Origin of the sequence: Bacillus nitratireducens (assembly GCF_036320425.1) — a bacterium.
Lineage (GTDB): Bacteria > Bacillota > Bacilli > Bacillales > Bacillaceae_G > Bacillus_A > Bacillus_A nitratireducens.
Window position 1 is genome coordinate 1 of sequence record NZ_JAUMJO010000004.1, and the last position, 13225, is coordinate 13225.

Below are 13225 nucleotides of genomic sequence, written 5' to 3' on the forward strand. Positions count from 1 at the left end.
CGGAAAACTAGATGGATAAGTGGAAAGCCGTATACATCGAGAAATGTACGTACGGTTTGGAGGAAAGTACACGAAAACCTAACATAGTAATATGTCAAGGCGTCGGGTGCTCATCCTACCATTTACATAGTAATGGGATTGACTTTAGCAGAATAGCAGAGAAATATGTTCCAGCGACAACATCTATAGCGAAAAGCCAAATATTATTTCGTGATTATTCAATTGAAGAGTTCATCGTTATTTTATTAGAGCATATAGAAGAAGTTTGTTACAGATTGAGAAGAGAAAAGAAATGCGCGCAAACTATTAGAAAGTGAAAATGAGCACTTAAAAACACAACTGAAAAAAGATTTAGGAAAGGTTTATGAAAATTTATAAATATGTGATATCGTCCTATCAGTTTTAAAATAACACCCTTAATAAAGCAGGATTTGAACATTTTCATTTTAAGAAATAGAATTTAAATCATAATGATACATATTAAAATCTTTTGCAAATACCTCTTGAACCAACTGAATTGTTTCTGCGTCATAAAAACTATCATAAGTAGGTAATCGTGGAAAAACAGGGGTTGTAATATCAGCGTCTGCATAAACTCCTTTGTAAATCATCTTACTCCCTTGATAATGCCAAGATTTTGATAATAGATCTAATGGTGATTTTTTTAATTTATATACCTCTTCTAGCTTCGAAATGTCTGTGTTAAAATTTTCTAGATGGATATAGTTTGTAACAAATTCTTCTTCTCCTTGTATATATTGTTGTGTAAAGTGAGGATCTACTTGATCTAATTTTGTCATGTGTGCTTTTAAGTAATACAAAAATAGTTTAAAGGAAATGGGTTTATTGCAAGTTTCATCACCATACAGAAATTGCCGAATGGGTTTCCATACGGGATTCTCAATATTTGGTGGTGGGACCAGAGCAACAAAAGAACTTACTGCCCTTCTATAAGGATTTCTTACTAGTTTGTACGTCTTCTTCTCTTTAGCTTGTAATTCACTAGCTAATTGTGCTAAATAATGTGTAGAGTTCTTATATACTTCATACTCATAGTTGTGAATGAACGGGTTGTACTTTATCGCTTCTTTAAATAAATTAATTTGATAAAAAAACCAGTGGGCTAGCGAAGTACATCCGCTTTTTTGGCTCCAAAACAAAATGAGTGGAAAATCTTTATGAAAATGAGGGACACGCCCTTGCTTGTATATAAAATTATATAGTTCTATATGATCCATTTTGAACCTCCATTCTTATATAGCAAAACATGAAATATTTTTAATAAGGGATAACTAACTTTAGTCCACTAACACCAATAATGATAGCTAAAAATATTTGAAGAGGTTTAACAGGAATCTTAGTGGAGAATTTACTACCAAGTATGACACCTGGGATAGAACCAATGAGTAAGTGAATTAATAAAAGATAATCTACGTTTCCTAAATTCATATTTAGTATGCTTGCAACCGTCACTAATAAAAAAGCATGTGTAATATCTGTGCCTACTAATTCGGATGGTTTCATTTGATATAAATATATCATTGCAATAGCAAATAAAGAGCCTGATCCAACGGAAGTAAGTCCCACAATAAAACCGAGTATTGCACCGATAAGAATTGTTAGATTCTTTTTTTGTACCATAGTCTGTTTTTGAAAAAAATTTTGTGTAGATTCATTATAGAAAAATATTTTTATAAAAATAGAAATTGCCGCAAGGATTAAAACATATCCTAATATATATTTTATAATTCCCTCTCGATTATCATGAAAAATTGGCAAGAAATGAATTGTTATTACTGCGATAATTGCACTAGGCAAACTCCCAACAGCTAAATATTTTACTAGTTTAAAATTGATGGTCTTCTGTTTCCAGTGTTGGGATATTCCAAACATTTTAGTGATAGAATTATATACTAGATCCGTTCCAACAGCTACAGAAGGACTTATGCCTAATGTTAGAAGAAATGGAGTCAGTAATGCGGCCCCGCCTATCCCTGTTACTCCAACCAATCCCCCTATGATGAAACCCATCATTATAATAGAAATACTCATTATAATTCCCCTTCCATACTGCTGGCTTTTAATAGTGGTTGTCGTTTTAAATACATAGTGGGGGTTATAGGTATAGTAGTTGAAAATTTATTTCATTCTTTTTATATCCATATGCTTCAAAATCGTCATTATATATTTCTGAAACAAGTTTTAGAGCTTCTTCATCATAAAAACTTCGATAGGTTGGTAATGAAGGGAATTGTGGATTTGTAATATCATTATCTGCATAGTTTCCTTTATGAATCATTTGATGTGACCTGTGATGAGAGGAATTTGTAAGGAGTGATATATCTGATGGCAGCAATCCATATTCTTGCTCTAGATTTGGAATTGTTTTGTTAAAATTCTCTAGTTTTATATATTTTTTGATGAACTTTTCTTCTCCTTCAATATATTGTTGTGAAAAATGTTGATCTAACTCACTGAATTTAGGGCCTATATTCTTTACATAATATAAAAATTGTTTAAACGAGATTCCTTTTTGAATATTTTTATGGTTATAGAAATACTTTCTAATACTTTCCCACTGTTTCGTTGCATAAGGGTTATCATAAAGTGTTAAAAATGAGCTTACAGCTCTTTTATAAGGGTTTCGTACAAGTTTTATAGTTTCTTTTTTTAGCTTCAAGAGTTCTAGTTCTAAATCTTTATAATAATTGGTTCTGTTTTTGTATATATCGAATTCATAATAATGAATAAACGGTGCATAATTCATCGCTTCCTCATATAGCCCAATTTGGAAGAAAAACCAGTTCGCTGGGGAAGTGCAACCACTTCTGTGACTCCAAAATAGAATTATGGGGAAATCTTTATGAAAATGTGGAATATGTTCGCCATATTCAATCAATTCTTTAATATTGTCCTTCATCAGCCAATCCCCCTTCGTTATTCTGATATTTATTGAACACTTAAATACAATGGTAGCTACTCATACCATTGTATTTAAACACCACTATAAAGGTACTTAAGTTTGCATATAAAATCCCAGTGTATTAAAAATAACTTACATATGTGTCTGGATTTTCCGGGCATATCAAAATGCAATAATTGCTTATCAAATTTTAAAATATAGAAATCTATTATAAGGAGAATTATGTATGAAGATATGTGTACAAAGATAGAGGTATTAATATCGTTATAATAATCTAAAAAATGTCTTGATAATATGGAAACCGTTTGCCAGTATGCCAGAACAGTTCGCAGTTATTAAAGAAATTATAAGTGAACAAACGAAAGTCCCACGTCCAATCTTAACGCAGGATGCAAAGGAAATGATTGAAAATCAGCTGTTAATTTCATTTTTAGGTGAAGAAGAGGTTTTACTTACATATTATAAAGATGGCTATCTATATAAAAATTACATAACAGTAATCAATATTAATCCAATAAATGAGAAGATTATATGTACTGATGTGATGCATTTTATAATAAACGAATGTTTAAGTTTGTTGATGTAATTGAAGTGAATTAGAGGGGGAGAAATAAAAATAATTATCCCTTCTAACTTAATTATATCATGTAAATCAAGTTCGAAATAGACTGTTTATTCGTATTTACTACTGCTACAATCAAGAACACATGCATAGTAAGGAGAGATGTTACATGAGTTCTTTCGTTCTCGATTTTCAGGAAATAGAAAACGCGCAGCTTTCACTAGTTGGTGGAAAAGGTTTGAATTTAGGGGAGTTAACAAACATTCAAGGTATACAAGTACCTGAGGGTTTTTGTGTTACAACGGTAGGATATGAAAAGGCTATCGAGCAAAATGAAGAGCTTCAAACTTTGTTGCAGCAGCTAACAAAGTTAAAAATGGAAGAGCGAGCTCAAATTGGTGAAATGAGTAAGAAGATTAGAGAAGTTATTATGGCGGTAGAAATCCCTTCTGATGTAGTGGAAGCGGTAACTCATTATCTCTCACGTTTTGGAAATGAACATGCGTATGCCGTGCGCTCTAGTGCTACGGCTGAAGATTTACCGTATGCTTCGTTTGCTGGTCAACAAGATACGTATTTAAATATTATCGGAGAAGAAGCGATCCTGCAGCATGTAAGAAAGTGTTGGGCTTCTTTATTTACAGAGCGAGCAGTCATGTACCGAATACAAAATGGTTTTGAACATAGCCAAGTTTCTATATGTGTTGTCGTTCAAAAAATGGTTTTCCCGCAGGCTTCAGGCATTTTATTTACTGCTGATCCGGTTACTTCTAACCGAAAGGTGTTATCGATTGATGCAAGTTTTGGACTTGGTGAGGCGTTAGTATCAGGACTGGTTTCGGCCGATAATTATAAAGTAAAAGAAGGCGAAATTGTCGGAACGATGATAGCGACTAAAAAATTAGCTATCTATGCTTTAAAAGAGGGCGGAACAGAGACAGGGCAGATTGAACCAGATCAGCAAAAGCTTCAAACATTACCTGAACAACAAATATTACAGCTAGCACGCATCGGAAGACAGATTGAAGCTTATTTTGGTTGTCCACAAGATATTGAATGGTGTTTAGTTGATGATACATTTTATATTGTCCAAAGCAGGCCGATAACGACTTTATATCCAATTCCAGAAGCAAATGATCAGGAAAATCATGTGTATATATCGGTTGGTCACCAACAAATGATGACTGATGCAATGAAACCACTAGGGTTATCTTTTTTCCTGTTAACGACTAATGCTCCTATGCGTAAAGCGGGAGGAAGGCTATTTGTGGATGCTACACAAAGATTAGCTTCACCTGCTAGCAGAGATTTCTTAATAAATACTTTAGGAAAATCGGATCCGCTCATAAGAGATGCATTAACGACTGTAGTCGAGCGAGATGATTTTATTACATTGTTACCGGATGATGAAAAAGAAAAGAGTGTTGGTAAAAGTGTGCCACCTGCAAACTCGCAACCACAAATCGAAAACGATCCGGCAATCGTTACGGATTTAATAAAGACTAGTCAAGCATCACTTGAAGAGTTAAAACGAAATATGCAAACAAAATCAGGGGTGGATGTATTTGATTTTATTTTGGAAGACATCCAGCAATTAAGAACAGTATTATTCAACCCACAAAGTATAGCCGTCATTATGGCAGGTATGGACGCTTCATCATGGATCAATGAAAAGATGGAGCAATGGCTAGGCGAAAAGAATGTAGCAGACACACTTTCACAGTCTGTACAAAACAATATTACGTCAGAAATGGGGCTAGCATTACTCGATGTTGCTGATGTGATTCGGCCATATCCAAAAGTCATTGAGTATTTACAGCATATAGAAGATGACAGCTTTTTAGATGAGCTAGTTACGTTTGAAGGTGGAGATAAAGTACGAGATGCAATCTATGCTTTTCTGAATAAATACGGAATGAGATGCAGCGGAGAAATCGACATTACGAAAACACGCTGGAGTGAAAAGCCAACTACAATTATCCCGATGATTTTAAATAACATAAGAGATTTTGAAATGGGTGCTAGTAAGCGGAAATTTGAAGTAGGGCTGCAGGAAGCTTTGAAAAAAGAGGAAGAGTTATTAGATCGATTGCAGCATTTGCCGGATGGCAAACAAAAAGTAGAAGAGACGAAACAAATGATTCGTAACATCCGTAATTTTATCGGTTATCGTGAATATCCAAAATACGGCATGATTAATCGCTATTTCATATATAAGCAGGCAATATTGAAAGAAGCCGAGCAACTCGTGCAAAATAGCGTTATTAATGAAAGAGAAGATATATACTATCTAACTTTTGAAGAACTTCACGAAGTCGTCCGCACGAATAAACTGGATTACGGGATTATTCATAAACGGAAAAATGAGTACAAATTATATGAAAAACTAACGCCTCCGCGTGTTATCACGTCTGATGGAGAAATCATTACTGGGAAGTACAAACGAGAAAATCTCCCGGCTGAAGCAATCGTAGGGCTGCCTGTTTCTTCAGGAGTGATTGAGGGGAGAGCACGCGTTATTTTAAATATGGAAGATGCGAATTTAGAAGATGGAGATATATTAGTTACTGCCTTTACTGACCCTGGATGGACACCATTGTTTGTGTCTATAAAAGGGTTAGTCACCGAAGTTGGCGGACTGATGACGCACGGGGCAGTTATTGCACGTGAATATGGATTACCAGCAGTCGTCGGAGTAGAGAATGCTACGAAACGAATAAAAGACGGACAACGAATTCGGGTACATGGAACTGAAGGATACATTGAAGTGTTGTAATGAAATAAAAGATCATCCGCTATTATAGTGGATGATCTTTTATTATATAGCGGACTTATTTTTTTAAGCCAGCCGCATAAAAAGGTCCATGAACTGCGATTGTTGATAAAATACGAGCAATTTCTTCAGGTGTTTCTTTTTGCCCGTTATTTAACCATTGCTGAATAACACCAATATGAGCAGATGCCATATAAGAAGCTAAGTATTGGCTTGGGACAAGTAAATTCTTCTTATTAATGAGAGGACCATTCGTATCTTCAAATAGCGTTTTCCACATAAAGTCTTTCAGTTTTGTTTGGAAAGATAAATCTCCTTTTGGGCTTAATACAGCTTTCATAAAATCACTATTTTCATTTAGAAATTCAAGAATAGAAGTGATAAGTATAAACGGCATTGTTGGGGAAGGATTTGACCCAAGATCAGCAATAACTTCAGGCAATCTCTGTTTGGCAATGCTAGAAAACTCATACATAATTTCTTCTTGGCATTTCGTCATTAAATCAAATTTATCTTGATAATGCGCATAGAAAGTACCGCGATTAATGTTTGCTTTCGTTGTAATATCTTTTACTGTAATGGCGTCAAAACCTTTTTCTTCAATTAATTCCACCAATGCATTTCGTATGGCAGTTTTCGTACGAACAACACGTAAATCTAAATTACTATCACGCAAAGCATGTCCCTCCTTCTTTTTAGCCAACACATTTCAAGGATGTGTCTTATAACCGACACATTCACGATTTTTGATTATTGTATAAGGTTCAACTCGAACATATAATTCAAATATAAATGAACAACACGTTGTTGGTTATTATAAATCAAATTATAGGAGGAGAAAAGAAAATGTTTAAAAATAAACTTTTATATGTATCACCAGTTATTGCACTACTTGTTGTTTTTATTTTTTCATTAACGTTATTTCCAACTGTTCAACCTCAGCCGAAAAACTTGCCAATTGCAATTGTAAATGAGGATCAAGGAGTAGAAATTCCGAATCAACCGAAAATGAACATGGGGCAAACGATTGTTGATAATATGAAAAAGACATCAAAATCAGATGAAGAACCTGCGGTGAAGTGGGTAGAAGTGAAAAATAAAGAAGCGGTTCAAAAAGGTTTAAATAATCAAGAGTATTACGCAGCGTTAGTTATTCCGAAAGACTTTAGCACAAAACAAGCATCATTACGAACACCACAGCCATCGTCACCAGAGGTAGAAATATTCATCAATCAAGGAATGAATACAGCGGCATCAACTATGGTAGGACAAATGTTAAATGCGATCGTTGATAATATGAACAATACTGTTCGCACACAACTATTAGAAGGATTGAAAGCAAAAGGAGCTACATTAACAGCAGACCAAGTTTCAAATGTAGTAACACCTATTGCAAAGAAAGTGACAAACGTAAATGAAATCGGAAAAAATAGTGCGAACGGTAACTCGCCAATGTCTTTATTCCAGCCGTTATGGATTGCAAGTTTAGCGAGTGCAGCAATTATCTTTATTGCGATAAGTAAAATGCCAGTAGGTACAAGAAAAGAAAACTTCGTATTAAAACTAAAGCAAATAGTAACAGGCGCAATTGCCGCACTTGTTATTGGGTTCGGTCTTACATGGATTGCGGATGGTATGGTAGGACTTAACATTTCAAATTTCATCGATACGGCACTGTTTCTATCTATTACGTCCTTTTGCTTCTTCTTAATGATATCGGCGGTACTTTCATTAGTCGGACTAAAGGGAATCGGTTTATTCGCTCTCTTACTATTCTTCGGAGCACCGTTATTATCGTTAGCACCTGAAATGTTGTCACCGTTTTATCAAGATTGGGTGTACGCATGGTTGCCAATGCGATTTATGATTGAAGGACTTAGAGAAATATTCTTCTTCGGCAAAGGATTAAGCTGGAATACACCTCTTACTGTACTCGTTTGGATTGGTGTAGTGAGTATGGTTATCGTACTTGGAAGTGCTTTAAAGCGTAGTGAGATGAAGGGGAAGATAAATGAATTAAATATGTAAGGAATAAAAACCGTTTCACTAGTAGTGAAGCGGTTTTTTATGTTGAAATTTGAAGGGAGTTTAAAAATTTAATAAAAATTTAAAGTTTATCCTACTTTTTATTTTAATAGTTTTTTCTATTCTAAATGTACGTTAAGTCAAGGAGGAAATAGAGCTTATGTTAGCGTGTGTTGTTATAGAAGATTGTTGTTTGAAACAAAATTAATTTCATTGTTTGTATATTGTTTTAAAAAATAAATTGAATAAAAAAAGTGAGGATAATATGAAAAGAGCAAACAAATTACTCATCGTTGGTGTGATAACAATTGGTTTAGGAGTCGGATCGTATATGACATTTGCAGGAGAATCTGAACCGGTCAAAACTTATAAAACATATGAAGTGACAGAAAAACAAATAGAGAATGAGCAAAAATTAGGTGGCGAAGTTATCCCAAATGGTATAGAAACAATTTCATTCGACCCAACAAAAGGTACGTATGAATTAGCTGTTAAAAAAGGTGATGAAGTAAAAAAAGGGCAACTTCTTTTTAAATATAATGACCCTATTACTAAACAAGGTGTAACAGAAGCGGAAATGCAAAAGAAAATCGCACAAAAAGAAGTAACACTGCATCAGAAACAAATTGATACAGCGAAGCAGAAACTAAAAAAAGATAAAAATTCTGCTCTTCCTGAGGAAGCGTTAAAAGCATCAGAAATCGAAGTACAACAATTAGAATCGCAACTTGAAATGAAAAAGTTTGAAGTAGAAAAAGCTGATGAAATGATTAAAGCAGCAAAAGAGAAAGTAAACACACTTTCTGTAACGAGCCCGGCTGATGGTGTAATTGATGACATCGTCAAAAATAATGATGCTGGTATGAGTGGAATTACACTTCGTCACGCTGGTCCATTTAAAGTAAAAGGTCAACTGTCTGAATATGAGCTTGCGAGTGTAAAAATTGGGCAAGAAGTAACAGTTTCATCCAAAACTATATCTGGTAAGACGTGGACCGGAAAAGTTACAGAAATCGGATCTACACCATTAAAGAATATGGATGAAAACAAAACAGTTTCTAGCTATCCATTCACTGTTACATTAAACGATAGTGAAGGATTACAAAACGGTTTCCACGTAAACGTGACAAACAAAACAGGTGAAGCAACTGGTACAATCGTTCCGAAAAGCAGTATGGTGAAAAAAGGTGACAAAGATGTTGTATTCGTTGTCAAAGATGGAAAAGCGAAAGAACAAGTAGTTACGGTTGAATTTGAAACGAATCATGAAGCAAAAGTTTCTGGAGTGAAAAAAGGTGTACAAATTATCTCTGAACCTATGAAAAATGTAAAAGATGGTATGGAGGTTAACATAAAATGATTCATTTAAAAGGCATCACGAAATCTTTTCAAAACGGTACAGACTCTGTCCAAATATTACATGGAATCGATGTAATACTGAACCAGGGAGAATTCACTTCCATTATGGGACCATCAGGTTCTGGTAAGTCAACCTTAATGAACATTATCGGTTGTTTAGATAAACCAACTGCAGGTACGTATGAGCTAGCTGGTCAAAATATTTCAACTATGTCTGAAACAGAACTTGCACACGTTCGTAATAAAGAAATCGGATTTGTATTCCAAAATTTCATGTTACTACCAAGGCTTACAGCACTTCAAAATGTCGAATTACCACTTATTTATGCAGGAGTTGATAAAAAAGAGAGACGCGAGCGTTCGTTAGCTGCTCTAGCGAAAGTGGGGTTAGCTGACCGTGCTACTCATCTTCCAAGTGAGTTATCAGGTGGTCAAAAACAGCGTGTTGCTGTAGCGCGTGCAATTGTAAATAATCCGAAATTTATTTTAGCAGATGAACCAACAGGTGCACTTGATACGAAAACGAGTGAACAAATTATGGACCTCTTTTACGAATTAAATAAACAAGGTTCAACGATTATTATGATTACTCACGATCGTGAAATCGGAGAAGCAGCAGCACGTCAAATTGAAATCCGTGACGGTAATATCGTTCAAGATTGGAGAGAATAAATTTGAATACGAATGAAAATATACGCATGGCCATATCTTCTATTTTTGCGCATAAAATGCGATCTATATTAACAATGCTAGGCATTATTATCGGAATCAGTGCAATTATTACCATTATTTCAATGGGAGATGGACAGACTGCAAAGATGCAAAAGGAACTTGCAGAGAATCAGCATATGGATGAACTTAAAATAGAATACTTCAACCCTGATTCTCCGACAGAAAAAGCAAAAATCACACCAGATATGGTAAAACAATTGCAAGCGATACAAGGTGTAAAAGATGTGTATCCCAATGCACATATGGATGTAAAAGTATATACAGGATCAAAAAATGTCTCTTTTAGTTTAAATGTGGGAACAGGAAACTTTATGCAGGACTCTAAAATGAAAATGGTGCATGGGCGAGAGTTAACAACGGATGAACTGAAAAAGCCAATTCCTGTTGTAATTGTAGCTGAAGATTTATTTAAAACACTATTTGATACCTGGAAAGATAATTTATATATAGATATAAAAGGAAAACCATATAAGGTTGTCGGGGTGTACAAATATGAAGACGGTTTTCAACGTCAATTTAAATTGTATGAAGGATATACATCAATTGACAATGCACCTTTAATTGCAGGGATTGAGGAATACGATACAGTGAAAATTAAGTTATCTTCTCCAAGTGAGCGAGAGGCTGTAGAAAAACAAGCTATATCTGTATTGAATGAATTGAAATCCCCAGAATTTGAGCATTCTTTTACAGTCGAGGATACGAAAGCATATGGTCAAAAAATAGAAGAGTCAACACGAACGATGAAAATAGTATTTGCTAGTATTGCTGGGATTTCCTTACTTGTAGGTGGTATTGGTGTGATGAATATTATGTTAGTATCCGTTACAGAGCGTACACGTGAAATAGGTATTCGAAAAGCACTCGGTGCAACGAGAGGAAAAATATTAACACAATTTCTCATCGAGGCATGTATTTTAACGTCATTAGGCGGGGCGATTGGTTTTGGATTAGGTATGTTTTTTGCTTGGATCGCTTCATTAATAGGTGAATGGCCACTAGTTATTTCTGTAAGTCTTGGATTACTCTCAGTTGGAATATCGATGTCAATTGGTATTGTCTTTGGCATACTTCCGGCTAATAAAGCAGCTAAATTGGATCCGATTGAGTGTCTGCGATATGAATAGGAAGAGTGTGGTTACGAACCATTGGGGACGAGCCAACTGGAGTACTGGAATCTAAAACAGCGACAGATTTATTAGAAAGTATGAAGTCATTAAATAAAGATGAGACCTCAACGATTTTAATGGTAACGCATGATACGTTTGCAGCAATAGTTTCTGGAGGTTAAGATAAATGAATTTATTTGATATAGTTCAACGTAACATACGGCGTAATTTTAAAGAGTATATACTCTATTTTGTATCGTTAGCTTCAAGTATGCTTATCTATTTTATATTTGCATCACTTCGATATAGTACTCAAATAAAAAAAGAAATGGTTAATAATGTGATGATTAATAGCGTTCTTCAATCTTCAAAAGTGATTCTCATTATTTTTATAGCCATATTTATTATTTATTCTACTAATTTTTTTATAAGGAAACGAAAAAAAGAGGTAGGATTATATTCTTTACTAGGAATAACTAAAAAACAAATTGGTACGATGTTATTTTGTGAGACTATGATAATGGGAGGCGTTGCTTTAGTAGTTGGCATACTGATTGGTAGTGTGAGCTTCAAGTTATTTTTAGAACTGCTAATGAATTTAATGAAATTACATGTACCTATTCATTTCGAGTTATCTATAAAAGCAATAATAGACACGTTCATCGTATTTTTATCTATTTTATTATATACAGCATGGAAAAACTCTCGCATCATTTATAAATTTCCATTGATTGAAATGTTTCAAGCTAATCATCAAGGAGAACGTATGCCAAAAGGTTCGGTACTTAGGGCGTATATAGGTCTTATTTTAATGGGATTAGGATATATATTAGCAGGCTTCTTCCGTGAAGTAGTAAATATTGTGCGGAATCCTATTGATCCTATGAACCCTATAATAAACCCTATAATGATTCCAGTTTTTATTTTGTTTGTAGTTGTTTTTGGGACATATCTTCTATTCACTTCTTATACAGTTATTGTATTAAAGAAAATTAGAAGTAAAAGAGAAATATTTTATAGCGGTATAAATATAATAAACATTTCGCAATTACTATACCGAGTAAAAGGGAACGCTAAGTTGCTTGCAACAATTGCTATATTAAGCGCTACAGCTTTAACGGCAATTAGTACAGTCGCAGCAGGTTATTATGTAGGACAATCTGAAACAAATGGAGATTTTATGCAACTGTATGGAGTTTCATTATTTATTGGAAGTTTTTTAGGGGTAATATTTGTGTTGGCGACAGGTTCAATTATATATTATAAACAATTATCTGAAGCGTATGCTAATCAGAGATATTATGAAACTCTTCGGAAAATAGGTGTTACGAAAAAAGAGGTAAGAAAGTCAATTTCGAAACAAGTTAGCTTTAGTTTTATTTCACCTCTAATAGTCGGACTCGTTCATAGCTTATTTGCGATACCGATAATAAACAACATGCCTATATATAATATCATTATTCCTATTTTAATTAGTAGTGGTGCATATTGTGTAATTTACTTTGGGTATTATGTGTTAACTGTTTATTCGTATTTTAAAATTGTGTATAAATAAGAATCAATACATTTTTTGATGTGATGTCAATAAAATAAGAAGAGGAAATAAAACTGAATTAAACATTTAAAAGATAAAAACGTTTCACTAGTAGTGAAGCGTTTTTTTTTGTGAAATCATTATAGAATATTCAATCGATAGGAAATGAAAGTAGTGATGGTTAGGCTTTTTCAATGTTTTAAAAGGA

At 34.1% G+C, this 13225-nt stretch carries 10 protein-coding genes and 3 pseudogenes; 9 read left to right on the forward strand and 4 right to left on the reverse strand.

The window, feature by feature from the left end:
- Positions 1-116: 116 nt before the first annotated feature.
- Positions 117-308: pseudogene (locus Q3V31_RS15525) on the forward strand (hypothetical protein); the annotation flags it as partial.
- A 138-nt stretch (positions 309-446) separates the two neighbouring features.
- Here the strand turns inward: Q3V31_RS15525 and Q3V31_RS15530 are convergent.
- The 3 genes from Q3V31_RS15530 to Q3V31_RS15540 form a co-directional block, all read right to left on the reverse strand.
- Positions 447-1238 (reverse strand): sulfotransferase family 2 domain-containing protein, encoded by a 792-nt coding sequence (locus tag Q3V31_RS15530; RefSeq protein WP_090813636.1) that lies wholly within the window; start codon positions 1236-1238, stop codon positions 447-449.
- 40 nt (positions 1239-1278) lie between these two features.
- Entirely contained in the window at positions 1279-2052 is a 774-nt protein-coding gene (locus tag Q3V31_RS15535) for a sulfite exporter TauE/SafE family protein (RefSeq protein ID WP_090813635.1), read from the reverse strand.
- A gap of 64 nt (positions 2053-2116) precedes the next feature.
- A complete protein-coding gene (locus Q3V31_RS15540; RefSeq protein WP_329765608.1) occupies positions 2117-2920 on the reverse strand; it encodes a sulfotransferase family 2 domain-containing protein in 804 nt (267 codons plus the stop codon).
- 316 nt (positions 2921-3236) lie between these two features.
- On the opposite strand from Q3V31_RS15540, the pseudogene Q3V31_RS15545 reads away from it, so the two are divergent.
- Positions 3237-3523 (forward strand): annotated as a pseudogene (locus tag Q3V31_RS15545) (YolD-like family protein).
- A 131-nt stretch (positions 3524-3654) separates the two neighbouring features.
- A complete protein-coding gene (gene ppsA, locus Q3V31_RS15550) occupies positions 3655-6261 on the forward strand; it encodes a phosphoenolpyruvate synthase (RefSeq protein WP_329765609.1) in 2607 nt (868 codons plus the stop codon).
- Positions 6262-6316: 55 nt separating this feature from the next.
- Here ppsA and Q3V31_RS15555 read toward each other — a convergent pair whose 3' ends face one another.
- Entirely contained in the window at positions 6317-6934 is a 618-nt protein-coding gene (locus tag Q3V31_RS15555; protein ID WP_001205696.1) for a TetR/AcrR family transcriptional regulator, read from the reverse strand.
- 170 nt (positions 6935-7104) lie between these two features.
- Here Q3V31_RS15555 and Q3V31_RS15560 point away from each other — a divergent pair, with 170 nt between their 5' ends.
- The 6 genes and pseudogenes from Q3V31_RS15560 (at position 7105) to Q3V31_RS15585 (ending at position 13038) form a co-directional block, all read left to right on the forward strand.
- Positions 7105-8286, forward strand: coding sequence for a YhgE/Pip domain-containing protein (locus Q3V31_RS15560; protein WP_329765610.1), 1182 nt, complete (start codon positions 7105-7107; stop codon positions 8284-8286).
- 262 nt (positions 8287-8548) lie between these two features.
- The gene (locus tag Q3V31_RS15565) at positions 8549-9643 is read left to right on the forward strand and encodes an efflux RND transporter periplasmic adaptor subunit (protein ID WP_071734941.1); all 1095 of its coding nucleotides are present in this window, start codon (positions 8549-8551) and stop codon (positions 9641-9643) included.
- On the forward strand, positions 9640-10314 hold the full coding sequence (locus tag Q3V31_RS15570; protein ID WP_090813631.1) for an ABC transporter ATP-binding protein: 675 nt from the start codon (positions 9640-9642) through the stop codon (positions 10312-10314). The genes Q3V31_RS15565 and Q3V31_RS15570 overlap by 4 nt, the downstream gene beginning before the upstream one ends.
- Before the next feature lie 26 nt (positions 10315-10340).
- The gene (locus tag Q3V31_RS15575) at positions 10341-11501 is read left to right on the forward strand and encodes an ABC transporter permease (protein ID WP_425332955.1); all 1161 of its coding nucleotides are present in this window, start codon (positions 10341-10343) and stop codon (positions 11499-11501) included.
- Between the two features lie 23 nt (positions 11502-11524).
- A pseudogene (locus Q3V31_RS15580) lies at positions 11525-11647 on the forward strand (bacitracin ABC transporter ATP-binding protein); the annotation flags it as partial.
- Positions 11648-11670: 23 nt separating this feature from the next.
- On the forward strand, positions 11671-13038 hold the full coding sequence (locus tag Q3V31_RS15585) for an ABC transporter permease (protein WP_329765612.1): 1368 nt from the start codon (positions 11671-11673) through the stop codon (positions 13036-13038).
- The last annotated feature ends 187 nt before the right edge of the window (positions 13039-13225 follow it).